This is a genomic window from Marinactinospora rubrisoli, from assembly GCF_042664915.1.
Taxonomy (GTDB): Bacteria; Actinomycetota; Actinomycetes; order Streptosporangiales; family Streptosporangiaceae; genus Marinitenerispora; species Marinitenerispora rubrisoli.
This window is the reverse complement of the sequence record NZ_JBHTBH010000005.1, coordinates 202,636-220,416: the sequence shown is the minus strand read 5'-3', so window position 1 is coordinate 220,416 and position 17,781 is coordinate 202,636. Positions and strand designations below refer to the sequence as shown.

General features: G+C 73.7%; 18 protein-coding genes. 12 read left to right on the top strand and 6 right to left on the bottom strand.

What is annotated here, in order from left to right; translation table 11 throughout:
* Positions 1-217 precede the first annotated feature (217 nt).
* Positions 218-1,516 (top strand): isocitrate lyase, encoded by a 1,299-nt coding sequence (gene aceA / locus ACFQRF_RS12335; protein WP_379871183.1) that lies wholly within the window; start codon positions 218-220, stop codon positions 1,514-1,516.
* Positions 1,517-1,674: 158 nt separating this feature from the next.
* On the top strand, positions 1,675-2,538 hold the full coding sequence (locus ACFQRF_RS12330) for a CPBP family intramembrane glutamic endopeptidase (protein ID WP_379871182.1): 864 nt from the start codon (positions 1,675-1,677) through the stop codon (positions 2,536-2,538).
* Positions 2,539-2,548: 10 nt separating this feature from the next.
* On the opposite strand, the gene ACFQRF_RS12325 is transcribed toward ACFQRF_RS12330, so the two are convergent.
* Together ACFQRF_RS12325 and ACFQRF_RS12320 are read right to left on the bottom strand one after the other, a co-directional pair.
* Positions 2,549-3,805, bottom strand: a complete 1,257-nt coding sequence (locus tag ACFQRF_RS12325; RefSeq protein WP_379871396.1) for a CynX/NimT family MFS transporter — start codon at positions 3,803-3,805, stop codon at positions 2,549-2,551.
* Between the two features lie 132 nt (positions 3,806-3,937).
* Positions 3,938-4,342, bottom strand: a complete 405-nt coding sequence (locus tag ACFQRF_RS12320; protein WP_379871181.1) for a hypothetical protein — start codon at positions 4,340-4,342, stop codon at positions 3,938-3,940.
* 155 nt (positions 4,343-4,497) lie between these two features.
* Between ACFQRF_RS12320 and ACFQRF_RS12315 the strand changes: the two genes are divergently transcribed.
* The 6 genes from ACFQRF_RS12315 (at position 4,498) to ACFQRF_RS12290 (ending at position 8,934) form a co-directional block, all read left to right on the top strand.
* Positions 4,498-5,688 carry a sensor histidine kinase gene (locus tag ACFQRF_RS12315; protein ID WP_379871180.1) on the top strand — a complete coding sequence of 397 codons (1,191 nt, stop codon included), beginning with the start codon at positions 4,498-4,500 and terminating at the stop codon, positions 5,686-5,688.
* Positions 5,689-5,693: 5 nt separating this feature from the next.
* Positions 5,694-6,383: a response regulator transcription factor gene (locus ACFQRF_RS12310; RefSeq protein ID WP_379871395.1), complete on the top strand. Its 690-nt coding sequence runs from the start codon at positions 5,694-5,696 to the stop codon at positions 6,381-6,383.
* Positions 6,384-6,559: 176 nt separating this feature from the next.
* On the top strand, positions 6,560-7,237 hold the full coding sequence (locus tag ACFQRF_RS12305; protein ID WP_379871179.1) for a FadR/GntR family transcriptional regulator: 678 nt from the start codon (positions 6,560-6,562) through the stop codon (positions 7,235-7,237).
* A gap of 108 nt (positions 7,238-7,345) precedes the next feature.
* A complete protein-coding gene (locus ACFQRF_RS12300; protein WP_379871178.1) occupies positions 7,346-7,591 on the top strand; it encodes a hypothetical protein in 246 nt (81 codons plus the stop codon).
* Positions 7,588-8,547, top strand: a complete 960-nt coding sequence (locus tag ACFQRF_RS12295; protein WP_379871177.1) for a Clp protease N-terminal domain-containing protein — start codon at positions 7,588-7,590, stop codon at positions 8,545-8,547. The genes ACFQRF_RS12300 and ACFQRF_RS12295 overlap by 4 nt, the downstream gene beginning before the upstream one ends.
* A 72-nt stretch (positions 8,548-8,619) precedes the next feature.
* On the top strand, positions 8,620-8,934 hold the full coding sequence (locus ACFQRF_RS12290; RefSeq protein WP_379871176.1) for a hypothetical protein: 315 nt from the start codon (positions 8,620-8,622) through the stop codon (positions 8,932-8,934).
* Positions 8,935-9,460: 526 nt separating this feature from the next.
* Here the strand turns inward: ACFQRF_RS12290 and ACFQRF_RS12285 are convergent.
* Complete coding sequence (locus ACFQRF_RS12285) at positions 9,461-10,174, bottom strand: TetR/AcrR family transcriptional regulator (RefSeq protein ID WP_379871175.1); 714 nt, start codon at positions 10,172-10,174, stop codon at positions 9,461-9,463.
* Positions 10,175-10,485: 311 nt separating this feature from the next.
* Between ACFQRF_RS12285 and ACFQRF_RS12280 the strand changes: the two genes are divergently transcribed.
* The 3 genes from ACFQRF_RS12280 to ACFQRF_RS12270 are packed head-to-tail and all read left to right on the top strand — an operon-like array spanning position 10,486 to position 13,131.
* Complete coding sequence (locus tag ACFQRF_RS12280; protein WP_379871174.1) at positions 10,486-11,286, top strand: ABC transporter permease; 801 nt, start codon at positions 10,486-10,488, stop codon at positions 11,284-11,286.
* Positions 11,287-11,332: 46 nt separating this feature from the next.
* The gene (locus tag ACFQRF_RS12275) at positions 11,333-12,130 is read left to right on the top strand and encodes an ABC transporter permease (protein WP_379871394.1); all 798 of its coding nucleotides are present in this window, start codon (positions 11,333-11,335) and stop codon (positions 12,128-12,130) included.
* A 2-nt stretch (positions 12,131-12,132) separates the two neighbouring features.
* Positions 12,133-13,131 carry an ABC transporter ATP-binding protein gene (locus ACFQRF_RS12270; RefSeq protein WP_379871173.1) on the top strand — a complete coding sequence of 333 codons (999 nt, stop codon included), beginning with the start codon at positions 12,133-12,135 and terminating at the stop codon, positions 13,129-13,131.
* 24 nt (positions 13,132-13,155) lie between these two features.
* On the opposite strand, the gene ACFQRF_RS12265 is transcribed toward ACFQRF_RS12270, so the two are convergent.
* The 3 genes from ACFQRF_RS12265 to ACFQRF_RS12255 all read right to left on the bottom strand — a co-directional run bounded on the left by ACFQRF_RS12265 (position 13,156) and on the right by ACFQRF_RS12255 (position 15,843).
* The gene (locus ACFQRF_RS12265; protein WP_379871172.1) at positions 13,156-13,821 is read right to left on the bottom strand and encodes an RraA family protein; all 666 of its coding nucleotides are present in this window, start codon (positions 13,819-13,821) and stop codon (positions 13,156-13,158) included.
* Positions 13,822-14,008: 187 nt separating this feature from the next.
* Positions 14,009-14,800, bottom strand: a complete 792-nt coding sequence (gene folP, locus ACFQRF_RS12260; RefSeq protein ID WP_379871393.1) for a dihydropteroate synthase — start codon at positions 14,798-14,800, stop codon at positions 14,009-14,011.
* Between the two features lie 119 nt (positions 14,801-14,919).
* Positions 14,920-15,843, bottom strand: coding sequence for an Lrp/AsnC family transcriptional regulator (locus ACFQRF_RS12255; RefSeq protein ID WP_379871392.1), 924 nt, complete (start codon positions 15,841-15,843; stop codon positions 14,920-14,922).
* Between the two features lie 412 nt (positions 15,844-16,255).
* On the opposite strand from ACFQRF_RS12255, the gene ACFQRF_RS12250 reads away from it, so the two are divergent.
* Positions 16,256-17,752: an LCP family protein gene (locus tag ACFQRF_RS12250; protein ID WP_379871171.1), complete on the top strand. Its 1,497-nt coding sequence runs from the start codon at positions 16,256-16,258 to the stop codon at positions 17,750-17,752.
* Positions 17,753-17,781: the final 29 nt, after the last annotated feature.

The following is a 17,781-nucleotide window of genomic DNA, read 5'->3' as shown; positions in this document are numbered from 1 at the left end:
TCTTCAGCCCCAAAGTACGCCATGCGTTCAGCTTAGAGAAAGAATCGCCAATCTTCAGCACTGGGGCCGTCGAAAAACTCGCGATCTTTGCGAAGAATCACAGGCACCGGCGGGGAACAGATCGGCGGATCGGCCGCTCACGGGCCGTTCCGCCGTGGGATCTCCAGCCGGGCTGACCTCCGGGACGCACCGGAACGGCGAGGAAGAAGGCGGGACCATGAGCATCACCGGCCATCAGCAGGAGGCCAGCGCCGCGCTCCAACGCGAGTGGGAGACGCATCCGCGCTGGGCGGACATCGAGCGCACCTACACCGCCGCCGACGTGGTGCGGCTGCGCGGCTCGGTCACCGAGGAGCACACCCTGGCGCGTCTGGGCGCCGAGCGGCTCTGGGAGCTGCTGCACTCCGAGGACCACGTCAGCGCACTGGGCGCGCTCACCGGGAACCAGGCGGTCCAGCAGGTCCGCGCCGGCCTCAAGGCGATCTACCTGTCCGGCTGGCAGGTGGCCGCCGACGCCAACCAGGCCGGCCAGACCTACCCGGACCAGAGCCTGTACCCCGTCGACTCGGTCCCGCGCGTGGTGCGCCGCATCAACAACGCGCTGCTGCGCGCCGACCAGATCAGCTGGTCCGAGGGCGAGCCGGACGCGCCGCACTGGCTGGCCCCGATCGTCGCCGACGCCGAGGCGGGCTTCGGTGGGGTGCTCAACGCGTTCGAGCTCATGCACGCCATGATCGCGGCCGGCGCGGCCGGGGTGCACTGGGAGGACCAGCTCGCCTCCGAGAAGAAGTGCGGGCACCTCGGCGGAAAGGTGCTCATCCCCACCGGTCAGCACATCCGGACGCTGAACGCGGCCCGGCTCGCCGCCGACGTGGCCGGCGTTCCCACGCTCGTCATCGCGCGGACCGACGCCCAGGCCGCCACCCTCATCACCAGCGATGTCGACGAGCGCGACCGCCCCTTCCTCACCGGGGACCGCACCGCCGAGGGCTTCCACCGCGTCCGCAACGGCCTGGACGCCTGTGTGGCGCGCGGTCTCGCCTACGCCCCCTACTCCGACCTGCTGTGGATGGAGACGGCGACCCCCGACCTGGAGGTGGCCCGCCGCTTCGCCGAGCGGATCAAGGCCGAGTACCCCGACCAGCTCCTCGCGTACAACTGCTCGCCGTCGTTCAACTGGAAGCGGCACCTGGACGACACCACGATCGCGAAGTTCCAGCGCGAGCTGGCCCACATGGGGTACCGGTTCCAGTTCATCACGCTCGCCGGATTCCACTCCCTCAACCACTCGATGTTCCGCCTGGCCCGGGAGTACGCGGCCGAGGGCATGACCGCCTACGTCCGCCTGCAGGAGGCCGAGTTCGCCGAGGAGGCGGCCGGCTACACCGCCACCCGGCACCAGCGGGAGGTCGGCACCGGCTACTTCGACCGGGTCAGCACGGCCATCACCCCCGACGCGGCGACGACCGCGCTCACCGGTTCCACCGAAGAGGACCAGTTCGCAGCGGCTCACTGACGGACCGTGTCCTCACCCCCGGTGGCCCGCCCCGCCTTCGTGGCTGGGGCGGGGCGGGCCACTTACGGCCGCCGGCCTCGCGGCACCGTGTCACCCGCGAGGCCGGTGGCCGGCTCCGCGGCGTGCGGCCGCGTCGCCGGGCCGCGCGCGCCGGTGAGATGATCGGGCGCATGGCCGAGCCCAGTTCCCAGACCCCTGCGTCCAGCGGCGCCGACGTCACGGACGCGGCGCCGGCCGAGGCGGCCTCCCGGCTCCCGGCCGCCGCGCCGCTCACCCGCGGCCTGCTCCGCGGCGAGATCCTGTGCGTCCTGGCGCTGTCACTGGGCGCCGCCGCCGTCTCGGCGGTCATCTCGTTCACCGGTGCGGTCACCGCCGGGCCGCTCGCCGAGCAGACCGCCAGCCTGGTGCGCCCGCAGGCCGAGGACGCCCGCCCCTGGCTGGACCTGTCCCGCCAGCTGTACTCACTGGTGTTCGCGCTGGCGCCCGTCGCCCTGGTGCTGTACCTGCTGCGCCGGACCGGGGAGTCCGCGCGCACGATCGGTTTCGACCTGCGCCGCCCCGGCGCGGACCTGCTGGGCGGCGCCGCGCTGGCCGCGCTCATCGGCGTGGGCGGGCTCGCCGTCTACCTGGTGTCCTGGCGGCTCGGGCTGACGGTGACGGTGGCGCCCAGTTCGCTGAACGAGCACTGGTGGCAGTTGCCGGTCCTCGTCCTGCAGGCCGTGAAGAACGGCGTGCTGGAGGAGGTGATCGTGGTCGGCTACCTGATGCTGCGGCTAGAGGCGCTGGGCTGGTCGCCGGTACGCGCCGCGCTGGCGGGCTCACTGCTGCGCGGCACCTACCACCTGTACCAGGGCGTGGGGATGTTCTTCGGCAACATCGTGATGGGCCTGGTGTTCAGCTGGTGCTACCACCGCTACGGCCGGGTGATGCCGCTGGTGGTGGCGCACGCGCTGATCGACATCGTGGCGTTCGTCGGCTCGGTCTACCTGGTCGGCCGGGTCGGCTGGCTGCCCGGCGCCTAGGCCGCCGGGGTCAGCGGCCGGCGTCGCGCAGTGCCGGCTCGTCCTCCAGGTGGCGGTCGCGCCCGAGCAGCATGCCCATGGCCAGGTTGGCCGTCGCCATCACCGCCAGCATCGCCAGCGGCGCGTGCCACGACCCGGTGAGATCGTGGAGCAGCCCGAACAGGAACGGACCGGCGCCCGCCATCAGGTAGCCGAGGCTCTGGCTGACCGCCGACATCGCCGCCGTGGCCGGGGCGGTGCGGGTCCGCATGGCGAAAAAGGTGAGGGCGAGCGGGAACGTCGCCATGCCGATGCCGATGAGCGTCGTCCACACCCAGACGCCCTCGACCGGCGCGACCCACATCCCGGTGAACCCGGCCAGGTAGCAGAGGTAGAAGACGCCGACGAAGACGCGGTGGTCGCGCACCCGCGCCATGAGCCCCGGCAGCACCAGGGAGGTGGGGATGGCCAGCGCGGTCAGGTAGGACAGCGCGAGCCCGGCCGCGCCCGCGCTCATGCCGTTGTCCCGGAGGAGTTCGGCGTACCAGCCGAACAGCACGTAGGCGATCGTCGACTGGGTGCCGAAGTACAGGACGCTCTGCCAGCCCATGGCGGTGCGCAGCACCCGCCCGATGCCCAGCGCCGACCCCGCGGCCGGCCGGGGCGGCTCGTGCCGCAGCACCGCGAGCCACGGGACGGCCGCGACCACGCCGAGCGCCGCGTAGCAGCCCAGCGCGGCCTGCCAGTTGCCGCCGGTGGCCTGGTAGACGGGAATGGTGCCGGCCGCCGCCGCGGTGGTCCCAACGGCCAGGGTGGTGGTGTACAGGGTGGTCATCACCCCGACCCGGCTCGGGAAGTGCTGCTTGACCAGGGTGGGCAGCAGCACGTTGCCCACCGCTCCCCCGGACAGCGCGAGCGCGCTCAGTGCGAGGAAGAGCCACGCGTTGTCGACCAGCACCCTCGTGCCGAGGCCGACGGTGAGCGCGCACAGCGCGGCGAGCAGGACGTGGTGCTCGCCGAAGCGCCTGATGAGCGCGGGAGTGCAGGCGCCGAAGGCCGCGAAGCACAGGACCGGCAGGGTCGTCAGCACTCCGGCCAGCGTGCCGGACATGCCGAGCGCGCCGGTGACCTCGCTGAGCAGCGGCCCCAGGCTGGTGACGGCGGTGCGCAGGTTGACGGCGGCCAGGCCGACCCCCGCGACCAGCAGCCACGCCACGCGGCGCGGACGCCGCTGTCCGCCGTCCCGCGACCGTCTTCGCACGTCCCGGGCCGTCTCGGTCGTCGTCACGGACACGCCGCGCCTCCAGCGCCATACATAGGATGATCGGATACGCCTTCACGAGGGTAGCGCACCCGATGTCCCGGCCGTTCCGGCGGTCCACGGTCTCCGGGGGCCCGCGCGCGCCCGGCCGGGCCCCGGTCACCGGGAGCGGGCGGCGCGCAGCCGCCGGATCGCCAGGGCGACGGCGCCGGCGGCCAGGCCCCACACCGCGTTGACCGCCAGGATCCCGACGATCCCGATGGGCTGCGCGAGCGGGCCCTGGAGTTCACCGGTGAGGATCGGCGAGAGCACGCCGCTGAGCACGATCGACAGCACGCCGTAGGTGAGAGCCGCGCCGAGCAGGGTCAGCACCGGACTGCGGACCTCCGTGAACCCGGCGGCCGCGATCCAGACGGCCGAGATGGCGATGGTGAGCACGATCGGAACCACGGGCTGGCCGGTGATGCCGGCCTGGTCCTCGACGATACGGACGAGCGGACGGATGAGGGCGAGGGCGCCCAGGCCGAGGACCAGGCGCCAGTTCAGGCCGGTGATGACGTTCACGGCGCCGACGGTACGGACCGGGCCGGCCCCGGCACATCCGCCCGGGCTCCCGTCCCGGCTCGCCTCCCGGCGTGCCCGCCGTACGCCGGAAGGCGACAGTGGTGACCGTCCCGCGGCCGAGGTGGGCGGGGGCGGCGGTCCGTAGACTCCCTCCCATGACGACGGACGCGACGACGGCACCCGCGGTCGCGCCGCCGGAGGGCGAGGTCCCGCCCTGGCTGCTGGACGCGCTGCTGGGGACGGTCGTCGCCGCGGCGATCGCGCTGATCGTGGCGATGGAGCACGGCGGCCGGCAGCCGCCGGACGTGCTGGCGTACTCGTTCGCCGCCGGCTTCGGCGCCCTCATGCTGCTGCGCCGCCGGCTCCCGCGCACCATGCTGACCGCGACGGTGCTGGGCACGTTCGCCTACCACGCGCTCGGCTACCCGCCGATCGGGGTCGCGCTTCCGGTGGTCGCGGGCCTGTTCGCCACCGCCGACGCGGGGCTGACCGGGTGGGCGGTGGGCGCGGGGGCGGCCGTGTTCGGGGTCTCGACCGGATTCCGGCTGCACGACGGCGAGGCGCTCGGCTACCTCCTCGGGTACGAGGGGGTGTCGAACATCGCCCTGATCACGACCGCGATCGCGCTGGGGTACAGCACGCGCGGCCGGCGGGTCCGGGCCGCGCAACAGGCGCGGATCGCGCTGCTCACGGCGGACCAGGCGGCGCGCGACGCCGAGCTGCGGGTCCGCGTCGAGCGCGAGCGCGTCTCGCGGGACCTGCACGACACCGTGGGGCACGCGATGTCCGTCATCTCGCTGCAGGCCGGGGTGGCGGCGGAGGCGATCGGCCACGACGACACCGAAGCCCGCGAGGCCGTCCGGCGCATCCAGGCCACGAGCGCGCGGTCGCTGCGGGACGTGCGCTCCATGGTGCGCCTGCTGCGCGCCGGCCCGGACGCGGCCGATGGGCACGGTGTGCTCTCGCTCTCGGGCGTGGCCGACCTGGCGGAGACCGCCCGCGGCATCGGCGTCGACGTGCGCTGCGACATCCGGGTCCGCCCCGACGAACTGGCGCCGCAGGTGGACGTCGCCGCCTACCGGATCGTCCAGGAGTCCCTCACCAACGTGGTGCGGCACGCCGGCGCCAGCCGGGTCCGGATCGAGGCCGGGGTCGAGGACGGCGCGCTGCTCCTCACCGTCGCCGACAACGGCCGCGGGCCGGCCCCCGGCGGGGCGGGCGACGACGGGCACGGGCTGGCCGGGATGCGGGAGCGGGTCCGCACGCTCGGCGGGACGCTCACCGCGGGACGCGACGGCACCGGGTTCACGGTGCGCGCCCGGCTCCCGGCGAGGTGGCCGGAGTGAGCGGGGTGATCAGCGTCGTGGTCGTCGACGACCAGGAGCTGGTGCGGACCGGCCTGCGGACGCTGGCCGAGCGCGACGGCGACATCCGGGTGGCCGCGGAGGCCGCGACCGGCCGCGACGGAGTCGCCGCCGTGCGCCGCCACCGGCCGGACGTCGCGCTGATGGACATCCGGATGCCGGTCATGGACGGACTCGACGCCACCCGGGCCATCGTCGCCGACCCGGAGTTGGGCGGGACCCGCGTCGTCATCCTCACCACGTTCGACGACGAGGCCGACGTGTTCGCCGCCATCCGCGCCGGAGCGGCCGGGTACCTGCTCAAGGACATCAGCCCGCACGGCCTGCGCGAGGCGATCCGCACCGTCGCCGCCGGCGACGCCCTGCTCTCGCCATCGATCACCCGCACCGTCATGGAGCACGTCGGGCGCCGGTCCGGCGGCACCCGGCCCGAACTGCTCGACGGGCTGACCGGGCGGGAGCGCGACGTCCTCACCCGGGTGGGGCTCGGCGAGAGCAACGACGAGATCGGCGGCGCCCTGCACATCAGCCCCGCCACGGCCCGCACCTACGTCAGCCGGCTGCTGGCCAAGCTCGGCGCGCGCGACCGCTCGCGACTCGTCATCCTCGCCTACGAGTCCGGGCTCGTCGTGCCCGGCGCCCGCCCGCCGGGCGGACCGCCACCGGATGCACGGTGACGGAGCGGTGGCGCGTGCGCGGCGACGCTGGACGGCGTGCGCGCCGGGACGCCACTTGGGTAACGCATTGGTCATGCGGCACCATGCATCGGGCCGGTCTGGTCTAAGCTCCCGCTTTAACCGATCGCACCCCGACCGGGCCGCCGGAGTGGCCGTCACCTTCAGGAGGTAACCGCGTGCCCCTCGCCTCGACGCGTCGAACGGGACTAGTCGACCAGGTCATCACCCAGCTCCGGGCCCAGATCGACTCGGGCGAGTGGGCCATCGGCGACCGCATCCCGACCGAGTCCGAACTGTCCGACCAGCTGGAGGTCGGCCGCAACACGGTGCGCGAAGCCGTCCGGGCGCTCGCGCACGCGGGCCTGCTGGAGATCCGCCAGGGGGCCGGCACCTTCGTGCGCGCGTCCAGCGAACTGGGCGGCGCGCTGCGGCGCCGCCTGGAGCGGTCCCGGCTTCGCGAGAACCTGGAGGTCCGCCGCGCCCTGGAGATGGAGGCCGCCCGGCTGGCGGCGCTGCGGCACACCGACGACGACCTCGCCGAGATCGACGCGACGATCCGGCGCCGGAAGGCGGCCCTGCAGCGCAGGGACGTGGGCGCGTTCGTCGAGGAGGACTTCGCGTTCCACCGCGCGGTCGTCAAGGCCACGCACAACCCGCTGCTCATCGAGCTGTACGACGACATCGCCCAGGTGGTGTACGACAGCATCGCGCACTCCGCGCTGGAGGAGCCGGAGCAGGACGAGGGCGTCGAGCACACCGGCCTGGCCGAGGCCATCCGCGAGGGCGACCCCGAGCGCGCGCTGCGCGAGGCGGCCTGCTATCTGGACGACCTGCTGGCGCAGGCGGAGGACTGACCTTCGGCCCCGCCGCGCCGCCGCTCCCGGCGTGTCCGGCCGGGGTCCCGAGTCCGGATCGCGCAACCCAGGTTGACACCGGAGCGCCGCGCAACCTAGGTTGACACCATGGACGCGGTTCAGCTGGCGGCCACCGCCTCGGACACCTCGACCCCGGTGGAGGGCCTGCGCGCCGTCGCCTCACTGCGCGCTCTGGTGGAGTCACTGGAGCTGCGGCAGGTCGAGCAGGCACTGCGGTCGGGCGAGTCGTGGTCGTCCATCGCCGCCGCTCTCGGAGTGACCCGGCAGGCCGTCCACAAAAAGTACGCGAAGCGACTCCGCCACATCGGCGCGCCCGAAAGAGGTCAACGATGACGAACCCCTCGGCGAAATCCGCCTCCCGCGGAGGGGGCTACGACCGGACCGTGACCCTGGGAGCCGCGAGCCGCGAAGCGGGGCGCACCGGCCACCCCGAGGTCGGCTTCGAGCACCTGCTGCTGGGAGTGCTGGTCAACGGCGGCCCGGGCGCCCGTCTGCTCATGGCGGCCGGGGTGAGCCTGACCGAGGCGCGCTCGGCGATCGACGAGATCCTCCGGGAGGATCTCGCCCTGCTCGGGATCGACGCGCCCCTGCCCGCACCGTCCAGCGCCACCGGCGCGGAGTCGTCCGCCTGGCTGCCGCTCACGCCCCGTCTGCGCGAGCTCACCGACGACTGCCCGCAGTCCGGGGGCGACCGGGCCCTGCTCGCGGCGCTGATCGACGACGAGGGCGGCCGGGTACGGCGGCTGCTGGACCGGCTGGGCGTGGACACCGACCGTGTCCGCCGCGACCTCGACGAACCGGCCGCGATCCCGGAGGCCGCGGCGCCGTCCCCGGTGGACGGTGACCCCGACAGGACCTCCGGACGGGAACCGGAGGGCTGGGAGTCCGCCGCCTACGACCTCGATGTGGCGGTATCGCCCGAACGGCTCTGGGACCTGGTGAGCGATCCAGAGCGCCGGGAGGAGTGGGAGTCCTCCGCGGTGTCGTCCCGGCAGCTCGGCGGCGGCGCCGTGGAGCTGACCACCGAGGACGGGACGACCGCCCGGGACGCGATCGTGCACCGTGTCCCCGGCCGCGAGATCACCTGGGAGCAGGAGCCGCAGGGCGACGCGCCGCACCGCAGGCTCCGGATCGTCATCGAGCCGCTCGGGGAGCACGCCCGGCTGTACCTGCACATGAGCTGGCCCACCGCGCTGCGCGGGCGGCTCGGCAACCGGATCGTGCGGTGGTTCATGCGGCAGAACCTCCGGGTGCGCGCCCAGGTCATCGCACAGGCCGCCGCGTCGTGACCGCGCCGCCGTGTCCGGCGTCCGGACGCGGCGGTCCCGCGCCCCGGCGGTCGCTCCTGCGATCACCGGCCCGTGCCCGGCGAGGTCGCCGGCGATAAACCCGGGGACGGGGTCCGGGCGGCGCTGGAAGAGCCGCCACCCGATGGTGGAACGCACTGGCCGACACGGATGACACGGATGATGGCCGCCCGGCCCGGGCTCGGCCAGACCGCCGTTTCACGCATCTGGCGGGCCTTCGGGCGCAAACCGCACCTCGTCGATGGATGGCAGCTTTCCAGCGACCCGTTCTTCATCGAGAAGGTCCGCGACGTCACCGGCCCGTGCCTGATCCTCCCGATACGGCGCCGGTGCCGTGCGTGGACGCGCGATCCCGGATCCAGGCCCTGAACCGGTCGGCGCCGGTCCCGCCGATGACGCCCGCGGTGCCGAGCCGTCAGACCCACGACCGCGTTCGTGCTGGTGGGACCGCCCCGTTCGCGGCCTTGGACGTGGCGGCGGGCAAGGCGATCTCCTCCCACCGCCGTAAGCACCGCGCCGTCGGGTTCCGGTGATTCCTGAACCGGATCGACCGGGAAACACCGCCCGGGCTCGATGTGCGTCCAGTGCTGGACGACTACGCAACGCCCAAGGCGCCGGTCATCAGGGAATGGCCGCCGGCCCACCCCCGTTCCCGTCCACGTTGCATCCCTGCCCACTCCGGCCGGACGAACCCGGTGGAGCGGATCTTCGCCGAGATCACCCGCAAAATGATCCGGCGGGAAGTACCTGTACATCCGCCAAATAACCGGAGGTCCCCGCGGTCATGGACCGACGGCTGGAATGCGGACCCTAGGCCGTTCGGATGGGTGAAGACCACCGAAGAGATCTTCGAGGCCATCACCGCCCATCTTCATCGAATCGACGACCCAGAACACTAGCCCCGGTTCGGCAGCAGCAGGCTGGTGCTCGTCCGCCACATCACGTCGAGCAGTTCCTCGCGCGGCGGCGGGTTCTCCCTGGTCAGGGCCTGAGCCATCAGCTCGCGGAAGGCGCCCAGGATCGCCGCTGCGGCGAACCGTGGCCGGATGTCGGCGGCCAGTTCGCCGCCGCTCTGGGCGCGGGCGATGCTGCCGGCGGCGACCTCCACCTGACCGGCGAGCCGGGCCGCGTCGACCTGCGCGGCGGCCGGTTCACGGAGTCGGCGCCCCACGATCACGCGGGCGAGCGGGTGATCGCACAGGAAGTCGATCTCCCGCCGGATGCGGCCGTACTCGGTCGACAGCCAGCCGCCGCGCTCCTCGGGCCGGGGGCGGGGCCGGAACACCGTCGCGTCGTAGCGGTCGTAGAACTCGTTGACCACCGCCGACACCAGGCCGTCCTTGTTGCCGAAGTACCGGTACAGCAACCCGACCGATGTCCCGGTGCGGGCGGCGATGTCGGCCACCTCAAGTGCGCCGTCCCCGGCGATGATCTCGGTGCGGGCCGCCGCCAGCAGCCGCTCGCGCGTTGCGCGGCCGCGGGCCGACAGCGCGGACGGCCGGTGCATCGCGGCGCCCGGCGGCGCGGTGGCGCGCTCGCGGTCCGGAACCGCCGTGAGTGCGGGCTCCGGGGCCGACGCCGCCTCCCCGTGCGGCGCGATATCCTGCATGCTTCCTCCCCTGGACGGACGGCGCGGCCGGGCGGACCGGCGGGTCATCGTGGCCGCGTCGGCCGAGCGTCCGCGCAAAGTCTGCCCGCACACCGGCCGCCACGTCCGGCGGTACCGGGAAAACACCGGCGGTTCGGCCCGTTCCGGCCACGGATCCGGACCTCCCCGGACAGCTCGGGCACACCGTCTCGGCAGCCCCTGCGGGCGGTTCCGCGCTGTGCTATCGTCTGCTCGGTTTTGTGCGGCGCCCCGGACCTGCCTCTCCGCAGGGCCGTGCCTCCTCTCTGTTCGTTTCAAGGAGTTCTGGCACGGTGCGGGTCTGTCTCGCGGTGTTCGGCTGTGCGCTGCGCCGCTATTCCACCTACCGCGCGGCGACCTTCGCCGGCGTGGTCACCAACAGCGTCTTCGGCCTCATCAACGCGATGGTGCTGCTCGCGCTCTTCGCGGCCCGGCCGCAGATCAACGGGTACGACGCGATGGACGCGGTGACGCAGGTCTTCGTCGCGCAGGCGCTCATCGCGCCGCTGGCCGTCTTCGGCCCGCCGCTGGACCTCAGCGAGCGGATCCGCACCGGGGACGTGGCGGTCGACCTGCTGCGTCCGGTGCACCCGCTGCTGTGGTGGCTGGCCACGGATCTCGGCCGGTCGGCGTTCAGCGTGGTCTTCCGCTCCGTCCCCACGTTCGCGGTCGGGCTGGCCGTCTTCCGGTTCCCGCTGTCCACTGACCCCGTGCGCTGGCTCGCGGTGGCGGCGGCGTTCGTGCTGGCGCTGCTGGTGGGGTTCGGACTGCGCTACCTGTACGCGCTGATCGGGTTCTGGCTGCTGGACACCCGTGGCGTCTACGCGGTCGCGTTCCTGCTCGCTCCGTTCTGCGCGGGTCACCTGCTGCCGCTGACGCTGTTCCCGGAGCCGCTGTCGGAGGTGCTGCGCGTGCTGCCCTGGGCGTCGCTGGTGCAGGTGCCGGCGGAGATCCTGCTCGGCAAGGACACACTGCCGGGCGGCGGTCCGCTGGGCGGGCTCGCCTTCCAGGCGGTGTGGGCGGTGGCGCTGCTGGCCCTCGGCGCGGCGGTCACCGCCCGCGCCACCCGGCGGGTGGTGGTCCAGGGTGGCTGAGCGTTCCGCCGGAGCGACGTGGCCGGCCCTCCGGGACCGGCGCCCGCTGTCCGTCACCGCCTACCCGCGGCTGGCCTGGACCTGGACCCGGGCGCTCGCGCAGTACCCGGTGTCGCTGGTGCTGCTCACCGTGGCCCAGGCGTTCACCACCGCGGCGGAGCTGCTGGCGGTCGTCGTGGTGTTCGGGCGCGCCGGCCGCCTGGGCGGCTTCACCCTGAACGAGGCGCTGCTCGTCTACGGTCTCACCGGCACGGCGTTCTGCACGGCGCACACCCTGCTGGGGGCGGTGGACCGGCTCGGCGACCACGTCCGGCGCGGCAGCTTCGACACCATCATGGTGCGCCCGGTCTCCCCCTTGGTCCAGCTCGCGACCGACGAGTTCTCCCCGCGGCGGATGGGCCGCTTCGTGCCGAGCCTGGCGGCGCTCGGATACGCGCTGTCCGTGCTCGACATCGCGTGGACGCCCGGCAAGGTGCTCATGGTCCCGGTGCTGATCGGCTGCGGGGCGGTCATCTGCGGCTCGTTGTGGGTCGCCGCGGCGAGCGTGCAGTTCTTCGTCACCGACTCACGCGAACTCGCAAGCTCGGTGACCTACGGGGGCTGGGCGCTCGCGGAGTACCCGCTCGCCGTCTACGCCCGTGACGTGGTGCGCGCGGTGACCTTCGTGGTGCCGCTCGCGTTCGTGAGCTGGCAGCCGGCGCTGTTCATCCTGGACCGGCCCGACCCGCTGGGGCTGCCCGGCTGGCTGCGCTACGCCGCGCCCCTGGCGGCCGCCGCCACCTTCGCCCTGGCGACGCTCGCCTGGCGGGCCGGGCTGCGCCACTACCGATCCACCGGGAGCTGATCATGACGGCACACGTGCCCGCGGCCGGCGGGACCCCCATCATCGAGGCCGAGGGCATCGGCCGGGACTTCACCCGGTCCGAGGGGCCGCTCTTCCGCCGGCGCCGCCGCACGGTGACCGCGGTCCGTGACGTGTCCTTCCGGGTGGCGGCCGGCGAGATCGTGGGGTACCTCGGCCCGAACGGGGCGGGCAAGAGCACCACCATGAAGATGCTCACCGGCATCCTCAGCCCGAGCGCCGGGCGGCTGCGGGTCACCGGACTGGAACCGGCGCGCCAGCGCACCCGGCTGGCCGCCCGGATGGGGGTGGTGTTCGGGCAGCGGACCACGCTGTGGTGGGACCTTCCGCTGCGGGACAGCCTCGCCCTCACCCGGCACATGTACCGGGTGCCGGCGCGCGACCACGCGCGCCGGCTGGCCGAACTGACCGAGATCCTGGAACTCGGGTCGTTCCTGGGGACTCCGGTGCGCCAGCTGAGTCTGGGACAGCGCATGCGCGGCGACCTCACCGCGGCGCTGCTGCACGACCCGGCGCTGCTGGTGCTGGACGAGCCGACGATCGGGCTGGACGTGGTCAGCAAGTCCACGATCCGGGAGTTCCTGCTGCGGCTGAACGCCGAACGCGGCACCACCATCCTGCTGACCACCCACGACCTGGGCGACGTGGAGCGGCTGTGCCGCCGGGTGATGGTCATCGACCATGGGCGCCTGGCCTTCGACGGCGACCTGGCCGCGCTGCGCGACAGCGCGCCGTCGCCCCGCACCCTGGTGGTGGACCTCGCGGCACCGGTGGAGCCGATCGAGGTGGCGGGCGCGCGGACCGTCCGGGTGCAGGGCGCCCGGCAGTGGCTGGAGCTGGCCGGAAATCCGGCGACGGTGATCGCGGAGGTCGCGCGCGGCTACTCCATCGCCGACCTCACCCTGCAGGAGCCGGACATCGAGGACGTGGTGGCGCGGCTCTACCGCCGGGAGCGGACCGCGCCCGAGCCGTCGGTCGGCTGAGTCGCCCGGGCGGAGCCGCGGTGGTCAGCGGGCGCGGCCGGCGGACGGCAGACCGCTGCCCTCCCAGCCCGCCACGCGCGTGGGGTCGAGATTGAGCACGTCCAGGGTGCTGCGGCCGGCGGACAGCGCGTCGAGGACCTGCTGTTCGCGGGAGACGACGTCCAGCGCGGCGGCGACGATGGCGCTCACGTGGGCGCGCGGCAGGCACACCGCGCCGTCGTCGTCGGCCACGATCCAGTCGCCGCCGCGCACGGGGACGGGGACCGGGTCGCCGGACATGAGCACCTCCTCGCCGACCGCTCCCCCGGCGTCGTGGCCCGGCTCGCGGGTGGAGACCCCGGTGCCCACGAGCGGGAGGCCGCAGCGGGCGACCGCGGCCACGTCGCGGACACAGCCGTCGACGACGATGCCGGCGATGCCGCGCAGCCGCGCGGCGACCGCGATGATGCCGTCGACGTATCCGTAGTCCGGGTCGCCGGCCGGGTCCACCACCAGCGCCGTACGCGGGGCGGCCTGCGCCACGGCGACGTGGACGGCGAGGTTGTCGCCCGGGACGCAGCGGACCGGCAGCGCCTGGGCCGCGAGGCGGGCGCCGGGCCACATCGGGAACAGGTGCGGTCCGAGCGGCCGGCCGCCGGACCTGGTCAGCGCCGCCGTGCCCATGGCCGTCAAGGTGTCCGCAAGCGCCACGTGAAGCCTCCCACTGTGCGTTCCGCGCGGTCGGGGCCGCCGTCCGCCGCGGCGGGCGCCCGGCCCGGGGCGTGGTACGCCCCGGGCCGGGCGGGAGTGTTCCCCGCGCGGCTCGATCCCCCAATACTCATGGGTAACTTTCCGGTGACGCAAGTCATCGGGCGGGAAAACCCGAAAAGCTTTCACATCACCCTTGGGGACCGGCCGCCCGCAACGCCGCCACGGCCGCCAGTGCGGTCCGGGCCGACGCGGCGTCGTGCACCCGGAACACCCGCGCGCCCTCCCACGCGGCGACCGCCAGCGTGGCCAGCGTGCCGGCGGCCCGCTCGGTGACCGGGGCGTCGAGGGTCTCGCCGATGAAGTCCTTGTTCGACACCGCGAGGAGCACCGGCCAGCCGGTGGCCACGAGCTCGCCCAGCCGCCGGCTCAGCTCCAGCGAGTGGTAGGTGTTCTTGCCGAAGTCGTGCGTGGGGTCCACGAGCACCCGGTCCGGCCGCACGCCCAGCCGCACCGCGCGTTCGGCCAGGCCGGCCACGGTCCGGCGGACGTCGTCGAGCACGTCGGCATAGCCCACCCGGTGCGGATCGGTGCGCGGGGCGAGCCCGCCACTGTGGCTGCACACCAGCCCGACGTCGTACTCCGCGGCGACCCGGGCCAGATCCGGATCGGCCCCGGCCCAGGTGTCGTTGATCAGGTCGACACCGGCCTCAGCGCACGCGCGCCCGACCTCGGCGCGCCAGGTGTCCACAGAGATGAGGGCGCCGGGGTGCCGGCGGCGCAGCTCGGTCACGAACGGCACGACGCGGCGGATCTCCTCCTCGACGGTGACCTCCGCGCCGTACCCGGCCTTGACCCCGCCCACGTCCACGATGTCGGCGCCGTCGCGCAGCGCCGTGGCCGCGGCCGTCAGCGCGGCATCGAAGCCGAACGTGGCACCGCGGTCGTAGAAGGAGTCGGGGGTGCGGTTGACCACCGCCATGACGGCGTACTCCCCCGGCCCGAACGCCCGGCCGCCCAGCCGGAGCACACCGGCCGGGGCCCCGGGGACGGGCCGAGCCGCCGCGGCGGCCGAACCGCCCCCGGGTCCGCGGGCCTCGTTCATCCGTCCCCCTCGTGCCGCACGGCCGGGGATCCGGCCGTGTCCACCTGGTGCCGTTCCTTGACCACCGAGAGGTGTTCCCACGTCTCGACGTAGGAGACGTCGGGGCAGCCGCGGATCGCCTCCAGTGCCTCCACGAGGGTCGGCCGGTCGGTGGCGGTGGCGCTGCCGACGATGTCGTAGCGCCCGAACCCGGTGGACACGAAGGACACTCCGGCCAGTGCGCCGAGCCGGGCCGCGATCGCCTCGGCGTCGCCGCGGCACCGCAGCCCGAACCCGAGGTGTTCGTTCGCACCCACGGCCGACGGTTCGATGAGCGCGGTGACGTGCACAACGCCCGCATCGATGAGCCGGACCACCCGCGACCGCGCGGCGGCCTGGGAGAGGCCGACGTTACGGGCGAGTTCGGCGTAGGACGCCCGTCCGTCGCGCTGCAGATGACCGATGAGCCGCCAGTCCAGCGGATCGATGGCGATCTCGCGCAGCGCCCGGACGCTGGAGTAGGCGTCCTTGACGATCGCGCCCGCCCGGAACACCTCCGCTCCGTGCACCCCGGGCAGGCCGCGCAGCGCGGCGAGTTCGGCGGCCAGTGCCGCGTCACCGCTGACCCGCACGTGCGCCACCGCCGGGAACCTTCCGGCGGTGAGCGCCGCGAACGTCACCGCCTCCCGGCGGCCCAGTTCTGCCATGACCGGCCGCACCGGGCCGGAAATCCGGAACGATATGTGACCGAATACCTCCATCCCCAGGACGCCGGCGTGCAGGACTCCCACGATCCGGATGGCCCCGGCGCCGATCAGGTGCCGCACCCTCGCCCGGACCGCCGTCCGGGAGAGTCCCACACCGTCGGCCAGTGCCTGGTACGTCGCTCTACCGTCCCCCTGCAGCGCCCGTACGAGCGCCGCATCGACCGCATCGAGCACGTTCAATGCCTTTCCATCCCATGACGGCACCCATGTCCCCCCGGGTGCCGCCCCCTCCTCCGGCCAGATCATGGCAGTTGTCGCGGCCGTTAACTACTGATCGCGAAAGAAACAACCCCGACTTTGGGCCACTATGGCCGGGGAACCCGACATCCGACGCCACAACCGCCCATAGCCGGCAGGGCGTCGGGGCGGCGTTCCGCCCAGGGGACGGAAGGGTACAGTTCGAACAACTCAGACAAAGCACGACACCGAGGTACGCATCATCGGCACCCCCTCGCGGTAGAGGTCCCTGTCTGATCGCCGCGGCGGGCCGGCCGCCCGGGCGGGGGCGCCCGGTGGGCCTGCGGCGCCTCGGCAGTGGGGGAAGCAGCCTCCGTGGCGCGCGACCGCGGAACCAGAAGGGGCAGCCATGGCCGAGGAACGGGCCCAGCGACGACGCGAGCGGCCGCGCGGCACGGGGCGCGCGCTGCTCTGGACGGTCGCCTCCGTTCCGGTTCCGGGCATCGCGCACCTGCGCATGGGACGCCGCTGGGCCGGTGGGACGATCCTCGGCTGCTACCTGCTGGCGCTCGGCGCGCTCGCCGCGCTGGCGGTGCACCTGGGCGGCGACCTGCGGCTCAGCATGCGTTTCCTGGTGCAGGAGCGCTGGCTCATCGCCGCCGGAGCCGCGGCCTTCGTGGTGTGCGTGCTGTGGATGACGGTGGTCGTGCACGCCTACGTCATCACCCGGCCCCCGCGCGCGCACTGGAGCAGGAGGTGGACGGCCGCGCTCGTGGTCACCGCCCTGTGCGTGGCGATCGCCGCCCCGGCCGCCGCGGTCATGCGCACCGCGCACACCGCCTACGACGCGCTGTCCTCGGTGTTCAGCGCCGACCGGGGCCGGCCCGTGGACGCCGCCGACCCCTGGGAGGGGCGGGACCGCGTCAACGTGCTGCTGCTCGGGGGCGACGCCGGGGACAACCGGTACGGCATGCGCACGGACAGCATGATGGTCGCCAGCATCGACGTGGAGTACGGCGACACGGTGCTCGTGGGCCTGCCCCGCAATCTGGAGAACGTGCCGTTCCCGGAGGGCACCGCGCTGGCCGAGCGCTATCCCGAGCCGCACGGGTTCGACGACCTGCTGAACGAGGTCTACCAGACGGTGGCCGACGATCCCGTCACCCTGGCCATCGACCCGGTGGCCGAGGACCCGGCGGCCGACACCCTGCGCCGGACCATCGGGTACGCCATCGGTGTCGACATCGACCACTACGCGCTCATCGACATGCGCGGATTCCAGGACCTCATCGACGCCATCGGCGGCATCGACGTGTACATCGACGAGCCCATCCCCTACGGCCTGGAGGGCGACGTCCTGGAGCCCGGCCCGCACCACCTCAACGGCTACGAGGCCCTGTGGTACGGCCGGAGCCGGGTGAACAGCGACGACTACACCCGCATGGGACGGCAGGGCTGCCTGATCAAGTACGTCGCCGAACAGGCCGACCCGGCCCGCGTCCTCACCAGCTTCCAGGAGCTGGCCGGCGCCACCAAACGCACCCTGCGGACCGACATCCCGCAGTCCAGGGTCATGCACTTCGTGGACCTCGCCGAACTCGTGGGCGAGGGCACGATGCGCAGCCTTCAGCTGTCACCGCCGCAGGTGAACACCGCCTACCCCGACTGGGCGGAGATCCGTGCCATGGTCGGCGAGGCGATCCAGGAGCAGGAGGACGCGCAGCGCACCGGCGCTCCCGACGAGACGGACGCGCTGCCGACCCCCGGGGCCTCGCCGTCGCCGTCCGCCCCGGACGACGGGCCGACGGAGTGGCAGGAGTACACCGGCCTGCCCGAGCCCTCCCCCAGCACCCCCGGCCGCCAGGTCGGCGACGAGGCCACCCCGCTCGACGCGCTCTGCCCCTGACCCGTGCGGGCCGGCCGGCCCGCACGGTC

What these genes read in the sequence shown, in the direction of transcription:
- ACFQRF_RS12295 (WP_379871177.1), top strand. Translation starts at nt 7,588, where the DNA reads ATGACGAACCCCTCGGCGAAATCCGCCTCCCGCGGAGGGGGCTACGAC.
- ACFQRF_RS12330 (WP_379871182.1), top strand. Translation starts at nt 1,675, where the DNA reads ATGATCGGGCGCATGGCCGAGCCCAGTTCCCAGACCCCTGCGTCCAGC.
- ACFQRF_RS12300 (WP_379871178.1), top strand. Translation starts at nt 7,346, where the DNA reads ATGGACGCGGTTCAGCTGGCGGCCACCGCCTCGGACACCTCGACCCCG.
- ACFQRF_RS12285 (WP_379871175.1), bottom strand. Translation starts at nt 10,174, where the DNA reads ATGCAGGATATCGCGCCGCACGGGGAGGCGGCGTCGGCCCCGGAGCCC.
- aceA (WP_379871183.1), top strand. Translation starts at nt 218, where the DNA reads ATGAGCATCACCGGCCATCAGCAGGAGGCCAGCGCCGCGCTCCAACGC.
- folP (WP_379871393.1), bottom strand. Translation starts at nt 14,800, where the DNA reads ATGGCGGTGGTCAACCGCACCCCCGACTCCTTCTACGACCGCGGTGCC.
- ACFQRF_RS12250 (WP_379871171.1), top strand. Translation starts at nt 16,256, where the DNA reads ATGGCCGAGGAACGGGCCCAGCGACGACGCGAGCGGCCGCGCGGCACG.
- ACFQRF_RS12315 (WP_379871180.1), top strand. Translation starts at nt 4,498, where the DNA reads ATGACGACGGACGCGACGACGGCACCCGCGGTCGCGCCGCCGGAGGGC.
- ACFQRF_RS12270 (WP_379871173.1), top strand. Translation starts at nt 12,133, where the DNA reads ATGACGGCACACGTGCCCGCGGCCGGCGGGACCCCCATCATCGAGGCC.